19 protein-coding genes are annotated in these 17,737 nt (G+C 71.7%); 11 read left to right on the plus strand and 8 right to left on the minus strand.

Annotation, left to right across the window (positions count from 1 at the left end; all coding sequences use genetic code 11):
- Window positions 1–7: 7 nt before the first annotated feature.
- Window positions 8–1,138, minus strand: a complete 1,131-nt coding sequence (gene tal, locus ACIB24_RS18195; RefSeq protein ID WP_398283258.1) for a transaldolase — start codon at window positions 1,136–1,138, stop codon at window positions 8–10.
- 45 nt (window positions 1,139–1,183) lie between these two features.
- Window positions 1,184–3,307, minus strand: coding sequence for a transketolase (gene tkt, locus ACIB24_RS18200; RefSeq protein WP_398283260.1), 2,124 nt, complete (start codon window positions 3,305–3,307; stop codon window positions 1,184–1,186).
- A gap of 280 nt (window positions 3,308–3,587) precedes the next feature.
- On the opposite strand from tkt, the gene ACIB24_RS18205 reads away from it, so the two are divergent.
- Window positions 3,588–4,535: a heme o synthase gene (locus ACIB24_RS18205; RefSeq protein WP_398283620.1), complete on the plus strand. Its 948-nt coding sequence runs from the start codon at window positions 3,588–3,590 to the stop codon at window positions 4,533–4,535.
- Window positions 4,536–4,616: 81 nt separating this feature from the next.
- Here ACIB24_RS18205 and ACIB24_RS18210 read toward each other — a convergent pair whose 3' ends face one another.
- The 5 genes from ACIB24_RS18210 to ACIB24_RS18230 all read right to left on the minus strand — a co-directional run bounded on the left by ACIB24_RS18210 (window position 4,617) and on the right by ACIB24_RS18230 (window position 8,238).
- Window positions 4,617–5,606: a heme A synthase gene (locus ACIB24_RS18210; RefSeq protein ID WP_398283262.1), complete on the minus strand. Its 990-nt coding sequence runs from the start codon at window positions 5,604–5,606 to the stop codon at window positions 4,617–4,619.
- Window positions 5,607–5,622: 16 nt separating this feature from the next.
- Entirely contained in the window at window positions 5,623–5,832 is a 210-nt protein-coding gene (locus ACIB24_RS18215) for a hypothetical protein (protein WP_398283264.1), read from the minus strand.
- Window positions 5,822–6,373, minus strand: coding sequence for a sigma factor (locus ACIB24_RS18220; RefSeq protein WP_398283266.1), 552 nt, complete (start codon window positions 6,371–6,373; stop codon window positions 5,822–5,824). Before ACIB24_RS18220 ends, ACIB24_RS18215 begins: the two co-directional genes overlap by 11 nt.
- 87 nt (window positions 6,374–6,460) lie before the next feature.
- Entirely contained in the window at window positions 6,461–7,243 is a 783-nt protein-coding gene (locus ACIB24_RS18225; protein ID WP_398283268.1) for an ABC transporter permease, read from the minus strand.
- Window positions 7,240–8,238 (minus strand): ABC transporter ATP-binding protein, encoded by a 999-nt coding sequence (locus ACIB24_RS18230; protein ID WP_398283270.1) that lies wholly within the window; start codon window positions 8,236–8,238, stop codon window positions 7,240–7,242. The genes ACIB24_RS18225 and ACIB24_RS18230 overlap by 4 nt, the downstream gene beginning before the upstream one ends.
- 80 nt (window positions 8,239–8,318) lie before the next feature.
- Here ACIB24_RS18230 and ACIB24_RS18235 point away from each other — a divergent pair, with 80 nt between their 5' ends.
- From ACIB24_RS18235 to ACIB24_RS18280, 10 genes are all read left to right on the plus strand, one after another.
- Complete coding sequence (locus ACIB24_RS18235) at window positions 8,319–9,017, plus strand: helix-turn-helix transcriptional regulator (protein WP_398283272.1); 699 nt, start codon at window positions 8,319–8,321, stop codon at window positions 9,015–9,017.
- Window positions 8,995–10,407, plus strand: a complete 1,413-nt coding sequence (gene sufB / locus ACIB24_RS18240; RefSeq protein ID WP_398283274.1) for a Fe-S cluster assembly protein SufB — start codon at window positions 8,995–8,997, stop codon at window positions 10,405–10,407. Before ACIB24_RS18235 ends, sufB begins: the two co-directional genes overlap by 23 nt.
- Entirely contained in the window at window positions 10,404–11,570 is a 1,167-nt protein-coding gene (gene sufD, locus ACIB24_RS18245; RefSeq protein WP_398283276.1) for a Fe-S cluster assembly protein SufD, read from the plus strand. Before sufB ends, sufD begins: the two co-directional genes overlap by 4 nt.
- The gene (locus tag ACIB24_RS18250; protein ID WP_398283278.1) at window positions 11,567–11,929 is read left to right on the plus strand and encodes a non-heme iron oxygenase ferredoxin subunit; all 363 of its coding nucleotides are present in this window, start codon (window positions 11,567–11,569) and stop codon (window positions 11,927–11,929) included. Before sufD ends, ACIB24_RS18250 begins: the two co-directional genes overlap by 4 nt.
- A 4-nt stretch (window positions 11,930–11,933) precedes the next feature.
- Entirely contained in the window at window positions 11,934–12,692 is a 759-nt protein-coding gene (sufC, locus tag ACIB24_RS18255; RefSeq protein WP_398283280.1) for a Fe-S cluster assembly ATPase SufC, read from the plus strand.
- Between the two features lie 8 nt (window positions 12,693–12,700).
- Window positions 12,701–13,990 (plus strand): SufS family cysteine desulfurase, encoded by a 1,290-nt coding sequence (locus ACIB24_RS18260; RefSeq protein WP_398283282.1) that lies wholly within the window; start codon window positions 12,701–12,703, stop codon window positions 13,988–13,990.
- 11 nt (window positions 13,991–14,001) lie between these two features.
- Window positions 14,002–14,478: a Fe-S cluster assembly sulfur transfer protein SufU gene (sufU, locus tag ACIB24_RS18265; protein WP_398283284.1), complete on the plus strand. Its 477-nt coding sequence runs from the start codon at window positions 14,002–14,004 to the stop codon at window positions 14,476–14,478.
- The gene (locus ACIB24_RS18270) at window positions 14,471–14,800 is read left to right on the plus strand and encodes a metal-sulfur cluster assembly factor (RefSeq protein ID WP_398283286.1); all 330 of its coding nucleotides are present in this window, start codon (window positions 14,471–14,473) and stop codon (window positions 14,798–14,800) included. Before sufU ends, ACIB24_RS18270 begins: the two co-directional genes overlap by 8 nt.
- A 143-nt stretch (window positions 14,801–14,943) precedes the next feature.
- Window positions 14,944–16,113 (plus strand): diguanylate cyclase domain-containing protein, encoded by a 1,170-nt coding sequence (locus ACIB24_RS18275; protein WP_398283288.1) that lies wholly within the window; start codon window positions 14,944–14,946, stop codon window positions 16,111–16,113.
- Window positions 16,114–16,153: 40 nt separating this feature from the next.
- Window positions 16,154–16,774 carry an acVLRF1 family peptidyl-tRNA hydrolase gene (locus ACIB24_RS18280; RefSeq protein WP_398283291.1) on the plus strand — a complete coding sequence of 207 codons (621 nt, stop codon included), beginning with the start codon at window positions 16,154–16,156 and terminating at the stop codon, window positions 16,772–16,774.
- Between the two features lie 67 nt (window positions 16,775–16,841).
- Here the strand turns inward: ACIB24_RS18280 and ypfJ are convergent, their stop codons facing one another.
- The gene (gene ypfJ / locus ACIB24_RS18285; RefSeq protein ID WP_449619062.1) at window positions 16,842–17,729 is read right to left on the minus strand and encodes a KPN_02809 family neutral zinc metallopeptidase; all 888 of its coding nucleotides are present in this window, start codon (window positions 17,727–17,729) and stop codon (window positions 16,842–16,844) included.
- Window positions 17,730–17,737 lie beyond the last annotated feature (8 nt).

The raw sequence follows: 17,737 nt of genomic DNA on the forward strand, positions 1-17,737 counted from the left end.
GCTCTGCTCAGTTGCCCTCGACCTGGGCCTTGGCCCGGTCGAGCTCGTCGGTCACCGTGGCGAGCAGTTCGGTCCACGACTTCTCGAACTTCTCCACGCCCTCGACCTCGAGCAGGTCGACGACCTCGTCGTAGCTGATGCCCAGCCCGTCGAGGCGGTCGAGCAGCGCGGCGGCCTCCTCGTAGGTGCCGTGCACGGTGTCGCCGGTGATCTCGCCGTGGTCGGCCACCGCGTCGAGCGTGGCCCCCGGCATGGTGTTGACCGTGTTGGACGCGACCAGCTCCGTCACGTACATCGTGTCGGGGTAGTTCGGGTCCTTGACGCCCGTGGAGGCCCACAGCGGGCGCTGGGCCCGCGCCCCGGCGTCCTCGAGCGCCGCCCAGCGGGCGGTGCCGAACACCTCCTCGTAGGCCTGGTAGGCGAGCCGGGCGTTGGCGATGCCGGCCTTGCCCTTCAGCGCGTTCGCCTCGTCCGTGCCGATCGCCGTCAGCCGCTTGTCGATCTCGGTGTCGACCCGGGAGACGAAGAACGAGGCCACGGACTGGATCTCGGCCAGGTCGAGGCCCTTCTCCCGGGCCCGCTCGAGGCCCTCGAGGAAGGCCTCCATGACGGCCCGGTACCGCTCGAGGCTGAAGATCAGCGTCACGTTCACGCTGATCCCGTCGCCGATCGCGTCGCGGATCGCCGGGAGCCCCTCGACGGTGGCCGGGATCTTGATCATCAGGTTCGGCCGGTCGACGGTCTGCCAGAGCAGGCGCGCCGACTCGATCGTCTTCTCGTACTCGTGGGCCAGCCGCGGGTCGACCTCGAGCGACACGCGCCCGTCGAGGTGCCCGGTCGACTCGTACAGCGGCGCGAACATGTCGCAGGCCGCGCGGACGTCGTCCGTGGTGATCTCGAAGACGGCCCGCTCGGTGTCGGCGCCGGCCCCGACCAGGCCCTTGACCTGCTCCTCGTAGCGGTCGCCCTTGGCCAGCGCGCTGGCGAAGATCGTCGGGTTGCTCGTGACCCCGACGACGCCCTTCTCGGCGATGAGCCGCTTCAGGTCACCGCCCTCGAGGAGTTCGCGGGACAGGTCGTCCAGCCACACGGACACGCCGTTCTCGGCCAGGGCATCTATCGCTGGGTAGTTCGACATCGTCATTCCTCCTGAAAGTCTCGACCGCGGAGTAGTTCTCGAAGCTCAGGCCTCGGCCGCGGCGATGCTGTCGCGGGCCGCCGCGGCCACCGCCTCGGCGGTGATCCCGAACTCCCGGTACAGCGTCTTGAAGTCGGCCGACGCGCCGTAGTGCTCCAGCGAGACGATCCGACCGGCGTCTCCGACCAGCTCCCGCCAGCCCTGCGCGATCCCGGCCTCGACCGAGACCCGGGCGCGCACGGTGTGCGGCAGGACGCTGGCGCGGTAGTTGGCGTCCTGCTCGTCGAACCACTCCCGGCACGGCATCGAGACCACTCGGGTCGGAATGCCCTCCGCCTGAAGGGTTTCGCGCGCCTCGACGGCCAGCTGAACCTCGGAACCGGTACCGATCAGGATCACCTTCGGCGCGCCGCCGTCGGCCTCGGCGAGGATGTAGCCGCCCCGCGCCGTCCCGTCGGCGGCGTTGAAGGCGTCCGGGCCACGCTCGAACGTCGGCACGTTCTGGCGGGTGAGGATGAGACCGGCGGGCCGGTCGGTGTGCTCGAGGATGGTGCGCCACGCCCAGGCCGTCTCGTTGGCGTCGGCCGGGCGGACGACGTCCAGCCCGATCATCGCCCGCAGGGCGGCCAGGTGCTCGACCGGCTGGTGGGTCGGCCCGTCCTCGCCGAGGCCGATCGAGTCGTGCGTCCAGACGTACGTGACCGGGAGCCGCATCAACGCCGCCAGCCGGACGGCGGGGCGCATGTAGTCGCTGAAGGTCAGGAACGTCGCGCCGTACACGCGCGTCCCGCCCGACAGCGCGATGCCGTTCATGATCGAACCCATGGCGTGCTCACGGATGCCGAAGTGCAGCGTGCGCCCGTAGACCGAGCCCTTCCACATGTCCGTCTGCCGGGCGTCCGGCAGGAACGACGGCTCGCCCTTCATGGTCGTGTTGTTGCTCTCGGCCAGGTCCGCCGAGCCGCCCCACAGCTCCGGCAGCGCCGCGGCCAGCGAGTCGAGCACGGCGCCGGACGCCTTGCGGGTCGCGACGTCCTTCCCGCCCTCGAACGTGGGCAGGTTGGTCTGCCAGCCGTCGGGCAGCCGCCGGACGGCGAGGCGCTCCTGCAGGGCGGCTCGTTCCGGGTCGCTCTTCTGCCAGGCGGTGAACTCCTCGAGCCACGCGGCGCGCAGCGCCTGGCCTCGCTCCTGCGCCTTCCGGGTGTGCTCGATCACCTCGGGCTCGACGACGAAGCTCTCGTCCGTCGGGAAGCCCAGGATCTCCTTGGTGGCCGCGATCTCGTCGGCGCCCAGCGCCGAACCGTGCGAGGCGCCGGTGTTCTGCTTGTTCGGCGCCGGCCACGCGATGATCGTGCGGAGCACGACGATCGACGGCTTGTCGGTCGTGGCCTTCGCCTTCAGCAGCGTCTTGTACAGACCCGCGACGTCCTCGTGGTAGTCGCCACCCGCCGTCCAGTCGACCTCGTGCACGTCCCAGCCGTAGGCCCGGTAGCGGGCCGCGGTGTCCTCGGACAGCGCGACGTCGGTGTCGTCCTCGATGGAGATGTGGTTCTTGTCGTAGATCACGACGAGGTTGCCCAGTTCCTGGGTGCCGGCCAGCGACGACGCCTCGGAGGTCACGCCCTCCTCGATGTCGCCGTCGGAGGCGATCACCCAGACGGTGTGGTCGAAGAGACCCTCACCGGCCGGGGCGTCGGGCTGCAGCAGCCCGCGCTCGCGGCGCGCGGCCATCGCCATGCCGACCGAGCTGGCCAGCCCCTGACCCAGCGGGCCGGTCGTGATCTCGACGCCGGCCGTGTGCCCGTACTCGGGGTGCGCCGGGGTGAGTGAACCCCACGTGCGCAGCGCCTTCAGGTCCTCCAGCTCCAGGCCGTACCCGGCCAGGTAGAGCTGGATGTACAGGGTGAGGCTGCTGTGGCCGGCGGAGAGCACGAACCGGTCGCGGGCCGGCCACTGGGGGTCGGTCGGGTCGTGCTTCATCAGCTTCTGGAACAGCAGGTAGGCCACGGGGGCCAGGCTCATCGCCGTCCCGGGGTGGCCGTTGCCGACCTTCTGGACCGCGTCGGCGGCGAGCAGCCGGACGGTGTCGACCGCCCGCTCGTCGAGCTTCGACCAGTCCAGTTCGGCTGCGGAGTCGGTGCTGTGCGTACCGGTCGCGGTGTCAGTCACGGCGATCTCGGATCCTTTCCATAGAAAGCCCCTCGCGCTACGTGATCAGCCTAGTCTCCTGGTGGCGGGGCGCCTGTCCAGTCAGGCTCGGGCGGACGGAGGATGAACGTCCGGTGAGAGATGCCCCCGGACATGCCCAGGGGGGTCACCCGACCGGAGTCGCCCCCGCGTACAGTGTGCGACCGTGACCGCAGTCGAACCGCGCCGCGAGGCGGCGACCGGGCTCACCGCGACTCCGCGGCACGTGCCCGTCGTCCCGCCCGCCGCCCCGGGTCTGGAGCTGTCGGCGCCCTCGGGGGAGTCCCTCCAGGTCGTCGCGGGCGCCCGGCAGAGCCCCGGCCGCCGCGCCCTGCGCAAGGTGAACGCCTACGTCGCGCTGACCAAGCCGCGGATCATCGAGCTGCTGCTGGTGACGACCGTCCCGTCGATGATCCTGGCCCAGCAGGGCCTGCCGTCGGTGTGGCTGATCCTGGCCACGCTGGTCGGGGGCAGCCTGGCCGCCGGCAGCGCCAACACGCTGAACATGTACATCGACCGCGACATCGACAAGGAGATGCGCCGCACCGAGGGGCGGCCGCTGGTCACCGGTGAGGTGTCGCCGCGCGGCGCGCTGGTCTTCGGCGTCGTCCTGGGCGTCGTGTCGTTCGTCCAGCTCACCTGGACGGTCAACCTGATCTCGGCGGTGCTCGCCCTCGCCGCGATCCTGCTCTACGTCTTCTTCTACACGCTGCTGCTCAAGCGCCGCACCCCGCAGAACATCGTCTGGGGCGGCGTGGCGGGCTGCCTGCCCGCGCTGATCGGCTGGTCCAGTGTCACCGGCCGGCTCGACGTCGCCCCGTTCGTTCTGTTCGGGATCGTGTTCCTCTGGACGCCGCCGCACTACTGGCCGCTGTCCCTGCGCTACAAGGACGACTACGCCGCCGCCGGCGTGCCGATGCTGCCCGTGGTGGCCGACACGGTGACCGTGGCCCGGCAGATCGTCGTCTACTCGTGGGTGATGGTGGCCTGGTCGCTGCTGCTCATTCCGACCGCGCCCACGGGCCCGATCTACGCGGTGTCGGCCGTGCTCCTGGGCGCCGGGTTCCTCGCGGGGGCCTACGGGCTGCTGGGCCGGGCCAAGCGGGACGAGCCGCTGGAGCCGATGAAGCTGTTCCACGGCTCCATCACGTACCTGTCGCTGCTCTTCGTCGCCGTGGCCGTCGACCCGCTGGTGGGCCTGCACTTCTGAGCCTGCGCGCCACCGTGGGCACGGTGTGACACCGCGACCGTTGGATGAGCACTGTGTGACACCGTGCTCATCCGCCAGGACTCACACCGCGACGGGCGCCGCCGGACGAGGGACGTCGGCGCCGGTGGTCAGCACCGCGTGCGCCGTCGCTGTGACGGCCGCGACGAGCAGCGCCGCGCCGACCATGTGGGCGGCCACCAGGACGGCGGGCACGCCCGTGAAGTACTGGACGTAGCCGATCAACCCCTGGGCCAGCGTGACACCGAGCAGCTCGAGGGAACGCCGCTGGGCCGCCCGAGGGGCGTCGGTGAGCCGGAGGGCCAGGATCAGCGCGCAGACCAGCCCGACGAACAACCAGACGGCGTCCGCGTGCAACCAGCTGACGGTCCGCACGTCGAACCCGAACCGGTGCGAGACGTCGGCGTCGCCGGAGTGCGGCCCGCTGCCGGTCACCACGGTCCCCAGGACGACGACGAGCGCGGCGACCGCGCTCACCGCCAGCACCAGCCACCGGACCTCGGCGCGGGCGGGCGGGGAGGCCGCGTCGGACAGCTCGACACGCGACGGAACCGCCTGCAGCAGCAGCCAGGTCGACACCGCGACCAGCAGGGCCGAGCAGAGGAAGTGCAGCGACACGACCCACGGGTTCAGGTCGGTCAGCACGGACACCCCGCCGATCACGGCCTGCGCCGGGACGCCGAGCAGGGGCACCAGCCCCAGCCGCGCGAGCCCGCGGTCGCGCGGGGTGCCGCCCCGGGCCCGCAGCTTCACCTCGTGCCAGACGGCGAGGGCGGCCAGCACCACGGCGGCGACGAGAACGTAGGTGAGGAGCCGGTTCCCGAACTCGACGTACTTGTGCCACCCCTGGGCCTGCGTCACGGTCGGCGTGTACGAACCCGGCACGCACTCGGGCCACGTCGGGCAGCCGAGCCCCGAACCGGACAGCCGCACCACGCCACCGGTGAAGATGATGACGACCTGCATCACGAGGTTGAAGACCAGCACCCGGCGCAGCCCCAGGCCGTGGGCCCGGGATGCCGCCAGGGAGAGGAGCCGTCGCACCGCCGTCACGCGAACAGCCTAGAAGTCAGGGACGGCGCGGCCGGAGGGTGGGGTCCAGCTCGGGGGCCAGCACCGTGACCGACGCCTCCGTCACGGTGCGGCGGACCTCCTCGGGCCGGGCGTCCACCGGGACGCCGGTCGCGGCCGCGATCCGCGCCCACACCTCGTCGCGCGGGGCGACCAGATGGACCTCGGTGCCTTCCGTGGCGTCGACCGGGAAGACGTCACGCGGCACGGACCGCTCCGAACGCGCTGCGCAGCCGCGTGAACCGACCCGTACGGATCGGAGTGACCGAGGCCAGGGGCGCCGCGTCGACCCGCGACAGGGCCAGGGAGGCCTGGGCGGACGCCGAACGCGTGGAGACCGGGACCAGCCGGACCAGCGTCCAGGTCAGGTCGCGCCGGGTCAGCCCGACCAGCCAGGTGCCGAAGGAGTTCTGGGCCGGGTCGAAGGTGTGCCGCTGCGCCCAGGCGGTGATGAAGACGCGCTCGACGACCAGTTCGGCCGTGGGGCCGGCGCCCAGGGCCCGGACCGCGTACCCGTGCACGAGCGCGGCGTACCGCTCATAGGCGAGGGCCAGGGCGGCCGGTTCACCGGCGGCGAACCGCTCGGCCACGAGGACCGGCAGGGGCACCTCCGCGGCCGGGCGCGGAGGGGCGTCGAGCCCGCTCGGCAGGTGCATGCCCCGCGGCGGCGTGAGCACCGCGGCCAGGGCGGTCAATCGGAGTGCCTGCGCACCCGGGACCGGCGACTCCTTGTACCTGTCCGTCCGCATCAGCCCACCTCCTGCGGGCCAGCGTAACGGTGCGAATCACCGCCGAACAGGACGCCGCGGGGCGTGTTGCTCAGAGTGAGCGAAACCTCAGGAATCCCACCGGAACCACCGCGTCGCAGCGGCCCCGATGATCACGGCCCAGGCGGCCAGCAGCAGCAGTTCGCGCCCCGGCCAGGCGCCGTACTCCAGCGCCGCTCGCAGCCCGTCCCCGAGGGCCGCCGAGGGCAGCCAGCGCACCCCTTCGCCGAACCCGCCGAGCCGGTCGGAGGAGAGCACGACGCCACCACCGGCCAGCAGCAGCACCCAGACGAGGTTGGCCACGGCCAGGACGGCCTCGGCGCGCATCGTCCCGGCCAGCAGCAGCCCGAGCGCCACGAAGGCGGCGGAACCGAGCACGGACACTCCGAGTGCGGGCAGCACCCCCGACGCGGCGGGCGACCAGCCGAGGGCCAGGGCCGCCGCGCCGAGCACGACGATCTGGATCAGTTGCACCGCCACCGTGGCGAGCACCCGCCCGGCGAGCAGACCGGAACGCCCGAGCGGCGTCGTCCCGAGCAGGCGCAGGAACCCGGCCCGCCGGTCGAACCCCGTGCCGATCGCCTGCCCGGTGAAGGCCGTGGAGATCAGGGCCAGGGCCAGCACCCCAGGCGTCACGATGTCGATGCGCGCCGCGGAACCCGTTGCGGCCGTAGTGACTTCGACGAACGAGCTGCGCGCGAGACCGACCAGCACCAGCAAGGGCAGGATCAGCGTCAGCAGCAACTGCTCGCCGTTGCGCAGCATCGCCAGCAGGTCGAACCGGGCCTGGGCGAGGACCCGCGCACGGGCCGGGGCCGCCGCACCGGCGGGGGAGAGGTCGAGCGCGCTCATGCCCGGTCGACCTCCGTGCCGACCCCGGTGCCCGCCAGCTCGAAGAACACGTCCTCCAGGCTGCGCCGGCCGAGGTTCAACCCCTCCGGCATCACGCCGAGCTCCGCGCACCACGCGGTCACGGTGGCCACGTCCGCGGCCGTCAGCGGGCACTCGGCGGTGCCCCGCACCAGGTACTGGCCGGGCTGCGGCTCGGTCACGGTCACCGCGGCCGGCAGCCGGGCGGCCAGCGCGGCCGCCGGCAGCGCGGCGGGGGCGTTGAACCGGACGACGTGCCCCTCGGTCGCGGTGAGAGCGGCCGCGCTGCCCGAGGCCACCACGGTGCCGCCGGAGATGAGGACGACGTGGTCGGCCAGCTTCTCCGCCTCGTCGAGCAGATGCGTGGTCAGGACGACGGCCACGCCCGCCGCCCGCAGCCCCGCGACCAGCTCCCAGACGGTGACCCGGGACTGCGGATCGAGCCCGGCGGTCGGCTCGTCCAGGAACACCACGTCGGGGCGCCCGACGAGGGCGGCGGCCAGCGCGAGCCGTTGCCGCTCGCCCCCCGAGAGCCGGCGGACCGGCGTCCGGGCGCTGCCGGTGAGCCCGAGGCGTTCGAGCAGGACCCCCGGCTCGTGCGGGTTCTCGTGCATGGCGGCGATCAGGGACAGGACGTCGCCCGCGCGGGCCGCGGCGGGCAGTCCACCGCCGCCCTGCAGCATCACGCCCACCCGGGGGCGTAGCGCGGCGCCGTCGCGCTGGGGGTCGAGGCCGAGTACGCGCAGCGCCCCGTCGTCCGGTCGGCGCAAACCCTCGAGGCACTCGATGGTGGAGGTCTTGCCGGCGCCGTTCGGGCCGAGCACGGCCGTCACCTCACCGGCCCGGGCCGTGAGGCTCACCCCGTCGACCGCCTTGTGCCCGCCGTAGGCCTTGACCAGACCGGTGACCTCGACGGCGACGGAGCGGGGCCGCACGAGGTCGGGGGCGGCCTCGCGCGACGAGAAGGTGGCTGCCACGGGATCAGACTAGGCACCCGGGTCGACGACTTGAGCCGGGCGGGTAATAACGACACACTGATGTGGTGAAAATGCAGGAGGTGGACCAGCCGACCCGTGACCGGGTCAGCCGGGAGATCCTTCAGCAGGGGCCCGTCACCGCGCGTGACCTCGCGGAGACGCTGGGTCTGACTCCGGCGGCCGTCCGGAGGCATCTGGACGGGCTGGAGGCGCAGGGCCTGGTCGAGGTCCACTCGTCGTCGACAGCCTCCGACGGCTCCCCGCGCGGTCGCGGCCGTCCCGCGCGGCGGTACGTGCTCAGTGATTCCGGTCACGCGACCATGTCGGCCGAGTACGACCACCTCGCCGCACACGTCCTGGAGTACCTGGCCCGCACGGCCGGTCCCGAGGCCGTGGCGGGGTTCGCCCGGGAGCGGGCCGAGCGCCTGGCGGCGCGGTACCGTCCCGCGGTCGAGGCCGCCGGCCCCGGACCGGGCTCGCGGGCGCAGGCGCTGGCCGGTGTCCTGAGCGAGGATGGATACGCGGCCGCGGTGCGTTCCAACCCACGGGGTGCGACGCAGCTCTGCCAGGGCCACTGCCCGGTCCAGCACGTGGCCGCCCGGTTCCCCCAGCTGTGCGAGGCCGAGACACAGGCGTTCTCGACCCTGCTGGGCGTGCACGTCCAGCGCCTGGCCACCCTGGCGCACGGAGAGCACGTCTGCACCACCCACGTACCCGCACCACTGGAAGCACCCGTTTCGAGGGAGAAGAGAGCCGATGACCACCGCGTCGCATCCTGAGCTCGAGGGGCTCGGCAAGTACGAGTACGGCTGGGCCGACTCGGACGCCGCCGGCGCCTCCGCTCAGCGGGGGCTGTCCGAAGCCGTCGTCCGCGACATCTCGGCGAAGAAGAACGAACCGGAGTGGATGCTCGACCTCCGGCTCAAGGGCCTGAAGATGTTCGGCCGCAAGCCGATGCCGTCGTGGGGCTCCGACCTGTCGGAGATCGACTTCGACAACATCAAGTACTTCGTGCGCTCCACGGAGAAGCAGGCGGCCAGCTGGGACGAGCTGCCCGACGACATCAAGAACACCTACGACCGGCTGGGCATCCCGGAGGCCGAGAAGCAGCGCCTGGTCGCCGGGGTCGCCGCGCAGTACGAGTCCGAGGTGGTCTACCACCAGATCAACGAGGAGCTCGAGAGCAAGGGCGTCATCTTCGTCGACACCGACACGGGTCTGCGCGAGTACCCCGAGCTGTTCCAGGAGTACTTCGGCTCCGTGATCCCGGTGGGGGACAACAAGTTCGCGTCCCTGAACACCGCGGTGTGGTCGGGTGGCAGCTTCATCTACGTGCCGAAGGGCGTGCACGTGGAGATCCCGCTGCAGGCCTACTTCCGGATCAACACCGAGAACATGGGCCAGTTCGAGCGGACGCTGATCATCGCCGACGAGGGCTCGTACGTGCACTACGTCGAGGGCTGCACCGCGCCGATCTACAAGTCCGACTCGCTGCACTCGGCGGTCGTCGAGATCGTCGTGAAGAAGGACGCCCGGGTCCGGTACACGACCATCCAGAACTGGTCGAACAACGTGTACAACCTGGTCACCAAGCGGGCCACCGCCGCCGAGGGCGCCACCATGGAGTGGATCGACGGCAACATCGGTTCGAAGGTCACCATGAAGTACCCGGCCGTGTACCTGCTGGGCGAGCACGCCAAGGGCGAGACGCTGTCGATCGCGTTCGCCGGCGAGGGCCAGCACCAGGACGCGGGCGCCAAGATGGTGCACGCGGCCCCGCACACGTCGTCCTCGATCGTCTCGAAGTCCGTCGCCCGCGGCGGCGGCCGGACGTCGTACCGGGGCCTGATCCAGGTCCTGGAGGGCAGTCACCACGCGGCGAGCACGGTGCGCTGCGACGCGTTGCTGGTCGACACGATCAGCCGCTCCGACACTTACCCGTACGTCGACGTCCGCGAGGACGACGTGTCGATGGGTCACGAGGCGACCGTCTCCAAGGTCAGTGAGGACCAGCTCTTCTACCTGATGTCCCGCGGGATGACCGAGGAGGAGGCGATGGCGATGATCGTGCGCGGCTTCATCGAGCCGATCGCCCGGGAGCTCCCGATGGAGTACGCCCTCGAGCTCAACCGGTTGATCGAGCTCCAGATGGAAGGTGCGGTGGGTTGAGCAACCCCGTCAGCGGCGCGGTCGAGACGACCGGCGTCGTCGAACTCCACCGCGCCAGTTTCGACCTGGCCGACTTCCCGACCCCGAACGGTCGCGAGGAGGACTGGCGGTTCACGCCGCTCGACCGCTTCCGCGGCCTGCTCGAGGCACCGGCGACGTCCGGCGGCCACCTCAAGTGGACGACGGACCTCCCGGAGGGGGTCGTGCTCACCTCCGTCGGGGCGGACGACCCGCTGCGCCGCCAGGTGCCGAAGCCGGTCGACCGGGTCGGCGCGCTGGCCTACGCGCACAGCGACGGTGCGGTCGTCGTCCGGGTCCCGGCCGAGGCCGAGCTCGACGCGCCGGTGACCATCCGGCTGGACGGCGAGCCGGGCCCCGACGGGCTGCCGCAGCTCGTGCACGGGCACACGATCGTCGAGGTCGGGGCGCATGCTCAGGCCACGATCGTCCTGGAGCACCACGGCTCGGCCCGGTACGCCTCCGAGGTCTCCGTGCTGGTCGGGGACGGCGCACGGGTCCAGCTGGCCTCGTTGCAGCTGTGGGCGGACGACGCCGTACACCTCGGCCACGTCGGGATCCGGGTCGGGCGCGACGCGACCGTGCACTCGACGCAGGTCAGCCTCGGCGGTGACGTCGTGCGTGTGGTCGAGACGGCCGAGTTCGCGGGCCCCGGCGGGAACGTCGACCTGAACGGCGTCTACATCGCCGACGCCGGCCAGCACATCGAGCACCGGCTGTTCGTCGACCACGCCGTGCCGAACTGCCGGAGCAACGTGACGTACAAGGGCGCCCTGCAGGGCGACCGGGCGCACACCGTGTGGGTCGGTGACGTGCTGATCCGGGCGGCGGCCGAGGGCACCGACACGTACGAGCTGAACCGGAACCTGATCCTGACGGACGGGGCCCGGGCCGACTCGGTGCCGAACCTGGAGATCGAGACCGGCGAGATCGTCGGCGCGGGCCACGCCAGCGCCACGGGCCGGTTCGACGACGAGCAGCTGTTCTACCTCCAGGCCCGGGGCATCCCCGAGGCCGAGGCGCGGCGGCTCGTGGTCAGAGGATTCTTCGCCGACCTGGTGGCGAAGATCGGCGTCCCGGCCGTTCAGGACCGGTTGATGGCCGAGATCGAGAAGGAACTGGACATGGAGGTCAGTGAGTCGTGAGTGATTTCGAGCGCGCCTGCAGCGTCGGCGACGTGCCCGAGCCCGGTTCGGCTCACCAGGTGTTCGTGGGCGGCGAGATGCTGGCCATCGTCAAGGACTCCGAGGGCACCATCCACGCCATCGAGGACACCTGCACCCACGCGATGATCTCCCTGTCGGAGGGCGACGTCGACGGCTGCACCATCGAGTGCTGGCTGCACGGCTCGCGTTTCGACCTGCGCACCGGCGAGCCCACGGGGCTGCCGGCCATCACCCCCGTCGAGGTGTACCCGGTGAAGATCGAGGGCGACGACGTCCTCGTCGACACGTCGCGCACCATCGGCGAAGAGAACGCGGCGAAGCTCGCGGCTAAGGAGTAATACGTTGTCCACGTTGGAGATCCGCGACCTGCAGGTGCAGGTCGACACGGAGCAGGGCGCCAAGCAGATCCTGCGCGGCGTCGACCTCACCGTCCGCAGCGGTGAGACGCACGCGATCATGGGGCCGAACGGGTCGGGCAAGTCGACCCTGGCCTACTCGATCGCCGGGCACCCGAAGTACACGATCACCGGCGGCACCGTCACCCTCGACGGTGAGGACCTGCTGGCCATGAGCGTCGACGAGCGCGCCCGGGCCGGCCTGTTCCTGGCCATGCAGTACCCCGTCGAGGTGCCCGGCGTCACGGTGTCGAACTTCCTGCGCACCGCCAAGACCGCCATCGACGGCGAGGCCCCGGCGCTGCGGCACTGGGTGAAGGACGTCCGCGGCGCCATGGAGCAGCTGCGGATGGACACCGCGTTCGCCGACCGCAACGTCAACGAGGGCTTCTCCGGCGGCGAGAAGAAGCGCCACGAGATCCTCCAGCTCGAGCTGCTCAAGCCGAAGATCGCCGTCCTCGACGAGACCGACTCGGGTCTCGACGTGGACGCGCTCAAGGTCGTCTCCGAGGGCGTGAACCGGGCCCGCAGCGGCACCGACGTCGGCGTCCTGCTGATCACCCACTACACCCGGATCCTGCGCTACATCCGCCCCGACTTCGTGCACGTCTTCGTCGACGGCCGGATCGTGGCCGAGGGCGGGTCCGAGCTGGCCGACACCCTCGAGGCCGAGGGCTACGACAAGTTCACCCCCGCGAAGGCCTGACGTCTCCGATGTCCGGGTTCAGCACCGCCGAGGTCGACGCACTTCAGCACGGTCGACTGACCGGTGCTGAAGTGGGCGCGATCCGCGCCGACTTCCCGGTGCTGTCCCGGCACGTCAACGGTCGGCCGCTGGTCTATCTCGACTCGGCGGCCACGTCGCAACGTCCGGTCCAGGTGCTCGACGCCGAACGCTCGTTCGCGGAGGCGCACTACGCGGCGGTGCACCGCGGCGCGCACACCCTGGCCGGGGAGGCCACCGATGCGTTCGAGTCGGCCCGCGAGCGGGTGGCCGGGTTCGTCGGAATGCCCGCCGAGGCGCTGGTCTGGACCAAGAACGCCACCGAGGCGCTGAACCTGCTGGCCCTCTCGCTCAGCTTCCCCGGGCCGCGGCAGCTGGGCCCGGGCGACGAGATCGTCACCACCGAGCAGGAGCACCACGCCAACCTGGTGCCGTGGCAGGAGACCTGCGCTCGGACCGGGGCCACGTTGAGGTACGTCCCGCTCGGTGACGACGGCCGACTCGACCTGTCCGACCTCGGCTCGATCGTCACCGAGCGCACGAAAGTCCTGGCTTTCAGCCATGTCTCGAACGTCCTGGCCACGGTGACGCCGGTCGCGCAGCTGGTCGCCGCGGCCCGGGCCGTGGGGGCCCTGACCGTGCTCGATGCCTGCCAGTCCGTGCCGCACCTGCCGGTCTCCGTCCCCGAGCTGGGCGTGGACGCGATCGCCTTCTCGGGGCACAAGATGCTCGGCCCCACCGGGATCGGCGCGCTCGTCGCCCGGCCCGAGCTGCTCAGCGAGCTCCCGCCCGTCCTGACCGGCGGGTCGATGGTCGAGGTCGTCACCCTCGACGGCACCACCTACCGGGAACCGCCGCAGCGGTTCGAGGCGGGCACCCAGCCCGTGGCCCAGGCGGTCGCCCTGGCCGCCGCGGTCGACTACCTGGAGAAGGTCGGCCTGCAGCGCGTGCACGCGCACGAGCTGCACCTGGGCCGGTTGCTCCTGGACGGCGTCCGCTCGGTGCCCGGGGTCCGCGTACTGGGCCCTGAGGATGCCGAAAGCCGCATTGGGACGGTCGCTTTCAGCGTGGACGGCGTGCACCCGCACGACGTCGGTCAGGTGCTGGACGACGCCGGCGTCGCCGTCCGCGTCGGGCACCACTGCGCGCAGCCCGTGCACCGGCGCTACGGCGTCACGGCGAGTACCCGGGCCAGCGCCTACCTGTACACGACCGAGGCCGAGGTGGAGACGTTCGTCGACGCGCTGCGCACCGTCCGGCCCTTCTTCGGACTCGGCTGAGGGAGTACCGGATGAGCACCCCGAGCACGGCGATGCAGCAGCTGTACCAGCAGCTGATCCTCGACCACGCCCGCGAGAAGCACGGTTTCGGTGACCTCGCGGCGCCGACCGGCACCAGCCGGCAGTACAACCCGCTGTGCGGTGACGAGGTGACCCTGAAGATCGAGGTCGCCCAGGGCGCCGTGGCCCACGTGGCCTGGACCGGCGACGGCTGCTCGATCAGCCAGGCGTCGACGTCCGTGCTGCACGACCTGGTCACGGGCCGTCCGGTGAGCGAGGCGCTCGAGGTGCTGGCGACGTTCCGCGACCTGGTCCGCTCCCGCGGCCAGGTCGAACCGGACGAGGAGCTGCTGGGCGACGCGGTGGCCTTCGCGGGGGTGGGGCGGCACGCCAACCGGGTCAAGTGCGCGATGTTGGGATGGACCGCGCTGGAGGATGCGTTGCTCCAGTCGGGAACGCAGGGAGCAGGAGGAGAAGGCGATGAGTGAGGCAGCGGTGATCCCCGCGGACGCGGCGGACGTGGAGGAGGCGATGCGTGACGTCGTCGACCCCGAGCTGGGCATCAACGTCGTCGACCTGGGCCTGATCTACGGCGTCACCATCGACCAGGCCAACCACGCGACCATCGACATGACCCTGACCTCCGCGGCCTGCCCGCTGACCGACGTCATCGAGGACCAGGCGGCCACCGCCCTGGACGGCATCGTCACCGGCCACACGATCAACTGGGTCTGGATGCCGCCGTGGGGCCCGGACAAGATCACCGACGACGGGCGCGACCAGCTTCGGGCCCTGGGCTTCAACCTGTAACGGCACCGCGCCCGGCAGGCCGGCCGGGACGGCGTCCCGGTCTGGGACGGGGTTCGGCGTGCGGCGGCTTCACCGGGTGGTGCCGGGCGGTAGTCGCCCGGCCTGCACCTCAACCGCGCGCGGGAAGATGCCGATCTCCCGGTGTGGACTGGCTTCGCGCGCGCCCCGCCGAGATCGACGACACCACCCGGTGCCGTCTGCTCGAGCACGCCGCCCGGACCTCGGCCGTGGCCAACCTGTCCGCCCCCGCCCTGGTCACCCTGATCTGGGTCGTATTGGCCGGCTCCGGTGAGGTCGACCCCCCGCTGGTGGTCTGGACGACCGCGGTGGCGGTGAACTTCCTCGTCTACGGGGCGAATCTCCGCCGCATGCTGCGGGCCCTGCGCGCCGGGGCACCACCCCGACGCGAGAACGCCCTCCTCGCCACCAGCCTGGCGTCGACCGGCACGCTCTGGGGCAGCCTGGCGTTCGTGGTGCCGCCCGTCACCGACGGGTCGGCGGCGGCGGTCACCGTCTTCGGCATGAGCGTGGTGCTGATGGTCGGCAACCTGGTCTTCACGTCCGGCTCGACCGGTCCGTTCCTGGCCTTCCACCTGACCCTGGCCGCCACCTCCGGGACGGGGATGCTCGTGGCCGGCAACTGGCGGCTGGCCCTGCTCCTCGCCTTCACCACGGTCGGGGGTGCCGCCCTCAACCGGGAGCTGCACCGCACGGTCGTCGGTGCAGTCACGTTGGCCCGGCGCAACGAGTTGCTGGCCGCGCAACTCGCAGAGGCCAATGCCGGGCTCGCCGAGGTGGCCAGTCGTGACCCGCTGACGGGCCTGGCCAACCGCGACGTCTTCCGCGGTCGGATCCGCGACATCATGACCGACCGCCGCCCCGACGGCCCGCTGCCCGCCGTCGTGTACTTCGACATCGACCACTTCAAGACCGTCAACGACACCTACGGGCACGCCGTCGGTGACCGCTTGCTCCTGGAGGTGACCGACCGCCTGGCGCAGCGGGTCGGGCCCGGCGAACTGCTCACGCGGATCGGGGGCGACGAGTTCGTCCTGCTCGTCGACGACGGCCGCGACGGGCGAGGTCTGGAGGCGGCCGGCCGGGTGATGGACGCCTTCGCCGCGCCGTTCTCCCTGGACGACGTCACCCGCCGGTTCACGGCCAGCGTCGGCGTCGCGGTGGCCGACCTGACCTGCACCCACGTCGAACTGGTGGCCCGCGCCGACACGGCGCTCTACCGGGCCAAGGCCCTCGGCCGGGACCGGGTGCAGGACTGGGAGTCCATGCAGTCCGAGGCGGCTCTCCACATCTGATCTGCGCACCCGAGGACCGGGCGGTGGCAGGCTGTCCCCCGTGGGTAGCCGCGAGATCCGGGTCGGTGCCGACCGGCTCGAGCGGTGGGTGGCCGGTTTCCGCGAGCGGCACGGGCCGCCCACCGAACTGCTGGAGTCCGACGTCCTGACCCTGCGCGCTCCCGACGGCGCGACCGCCGTCCTGCACGCGACCTACCCGCCCCTGTCCGGTGCGCCGACTCCGGCGGCCCTGGCCGCCAACGCGGGCGCCGACCGGGTCGTCGCGGTCCTCCTGGTCCGCCGCGGCGGGTACGCCTGCGCGGTCGTGCACGGCGACCGGGTCACCGCCTCCAAGGTCGGGTCCCGCTACGTGCAGGGCCGCACGGCGGCCGGGGGCTGGTCGCAGCAGCGGTTCGCCCGCCGCCGCGAAGGTCAGGCCAAGCAACTGCTCGGGGACGTCGTCGAGGTCGCCCAGCGGGTGCTGCTGCCGGCCGGGGCCGACGTACTGGCCACCGGCGGTGACCGGGCGCTCGTGACCGACGTCCTGAACGACACCCGGCTCGCGAGCCTCAGGTCGCTCGACGCGGGCCCCTACCTGGAGGTCGGCGACCCGAAGTCCGACGTGGTGAAGGCCCTGCCGGACCGGCTGCGCGCCGTGCGGATCACGCTGACCGAGCCGTAGCCGAACCTCCGGGCCCGCGGCCGTACCGTCCTGAGGTCATCCGCAGACCCCGGGGGAGCACTCCGGCTCAGACCGAGGCGAAGGTGTTGCAGGAGTCGATGTCCCCGCTGGTGTAGCCGGTGGTGAACCACTGGGCCCGTTGCGCGGCCGAGCCGTGGGTCCACGACTCCGGGTCGACGCGGCCCTGCGCCTTCTTCTGGATCCGGTCGTCACCGACCGCCTCGGCCGCGTTCACCGCCTCTGCGATGTTGTCCTTGGTCAACGCGATGCCGTTGTCGGAGTCCTTGTCGGCCAGGGTCGCCCAGGCGCCCGCATAGCAGTCGGCCTGCAGCTCCATCGCGACCGAGTAGCGGTTCGCGTTGTCCGGGTCGCTCTGCTGCGCGGAGCGGACCTTGCGTTCGGTGCCGAGCAGGGTCTGCAGGTGATGGCCGTACTCGTGCGCCTCGATGTAGGCCTGCGCGAACGTACCCTCGGCGCCGAACTGCTGCTGCAACTGCTCCAGGAAGCCCAGGTCGAGGTAGATCTTCTCGTCCGGCGGGCAGTAGAACGGGCCGACCTGCGAGCTGGCCTGGCCGCAGCCGGTGTTCACGCCGTTCTCGAAGAAGACCAGGCGCGGCGGCTCGTACGACAGCCCGCGCCGGGAGAACTCCTCCGACCAGACGTCGTCGGCGACGTTGTAGACCTTGATCATGCGGCAGTCGACGTACTTGTCGAGGGCGCCGTCGGAGTTGCACCGCTTCTCCAGCTCGGCCGTGGACTCCTGCCGGCTGCTGCTGCCGGTCTGCGCCGGGGTGATCTGGCTGAGGTCGACGTTGCCGCCGCCGAGCAGCTGGACCAGCACGTAGACGATCAGGCCGACGACGCCCGCGCCACCGCCGATGGCCAGGCCGCCACCGCCCATGCCCCGGCGGTCGTCGAGACCCCCGACGTCCACCCGGTCGTTGTCGAACTCGATACCCATCG

Source organism: Spongisporangium articulatum (assembly GCF_044465595.1).
GTDB classification, from domain to species: domain Bacteria; phylum Actinomycetota; class Actinomycetes; order Actinomycetales; family Kineosporiaceae; genus Spongisporangium; species Spongisporangium articulatum.

Bases quoted from the DNA above. Each gene is read 5' to 3' on its own strand.
- tal (WP_398283258.1), bottom strand. From the start codon at position 1,138: ATGTCGAACTACCCAGCGATAGATGCCCTGGCCGAGAACGGCGTGTCC.
- ACIB24_RS18270 (WP_398283286.1), top strand. From the start codon at position 14,471: ATGAGTGAGGCAGCGGTGATCCCCGCGGACGCGGCGGACGTGGAGGAG.
- ACIB24_RS18260 (WP_398283282.1), top strand. From the start codon at position 12,701: ATGTCCGGGTTCAGCACCGCCGAGGTCGACGCACTTCAGCACGGTCGA.
- ACIB24_RS18225 (WP_398283268.1), bottom strand. From the start codon at position 7,243: ATGAGCGCGCTCGACCTCTCCCCCGCCGGTGCGGCGGCCCCGGCCCGT.
- sufU (WP_398283284.1), top strand. From the start codon at position 14,002: ATGAGCACCCCGAGCACGGCGATGCAGCAGCTGTACCAGCAGCTGATC.
- sufB (WP_398283274.1), top strand. From the start codon at position 8,995: ATGACCACCGCGTCGCATCCTGAGCTCGAGGGGCTCGGCAAGTACGAG.
- ACIB24_RS18220 (WP_398283266.1), bottom strand. From the start codon at position 6,373: ATGCGGACGGACAGGTACAAGGAGTCGCCGGTCCCGGGTGCGCAGGCA.